Source organism: Oleiphilus sp. HI0066 (genome assembly GCF_001635725.1).
In genome coordinates, this window is sequence record NZ_LWFH01000659.1 from 1 (window position 1) to 888 (window position 888).

At 45.7% G+C, this 888-nt stretch carries 1 protein-coding gene; it reads left to right on the plus strand.

Going from position 1 to position 888, the window contains the following annotated elements; translation table 11 throughout:
* Positions 1-888, plus strand: an 888-nt coding sequence (locus A3738_RS08320) for an EF-Tu/IF-2/RF-3 family GTPase (RefSeq protein ID WP_255376158.1), incomplete at both ends; no start/stop codon positions are given.

Here is an 888-nt window from a genome sequence, read left to right on the forward strand (position 1 = left end):
GCGTGTATCCGTAAAGGTACTAACGAGCTTGCGTTCTTCCCAACTTACTGTGGTTCTGCATTTAAGAACAAAGGTATTCAGCTTGTACTTGACGCTGTTGTTGATTACTTGCCTTCTCCAACAGAAGTTCCAGCTCAGCCTCTTACTGATGAGCACGGCGAGCCTACCGGTGAAGTTGCAACAGTATCTGTTGACGAGCCATTCCGCGCATTGGCGTTCAAGATCATGGACGACCGTTTCGGCGCACTAACGTTTATCCGTATTTACTCTGGTAAGTTGAACAAGGGTGACACCATCCTTAACTCATTCACAGGTAAGACTGAGCGTATTGGTCGTATGTGTGAAATGGAAGCGGATGAGCGTATTGAACTTGATTCAGCACAAGCGGGTGACATCATCGCTGTTGTTGGTATGAAGAACGTACAAACAGGTCACACGCTTTGTGATACTAAGCATGAATGTACACTTGAAGCGATGGTATTCCCTGATCCAGTTATCTCGATCGCAGTTAAGCCAAAAGACAAAGGTTCAACTGAGAAAATGGGTGTTGCTATCGGTAAGATGGTTGCAGAAGATCCAACGTTCATCGTTGAAACTGACGAAGATTCAGGCGAAACCATCCTTAAAGGTATGGGTGAGCTTCACCTAGATATCAAAGTAGATATCTTGAAGCGTACTTTCGGTGTTGAGCTAGAAGTAGGTCAGCCACAGGTTGCATACCGTGAGACTATCACGCAAGCAATCGAAGACAGCTATACGCACAAGAAGCAGTCTGGTGGTTCTGGTCAGTTCGGTAAGATCGACTACCGCATCAAGCCAGGTGAGCAAAACACTGGTCTTACTTTCACTTCAACAGTTGTTGGTGGTAACGTTCCTAAGGAATTCTTC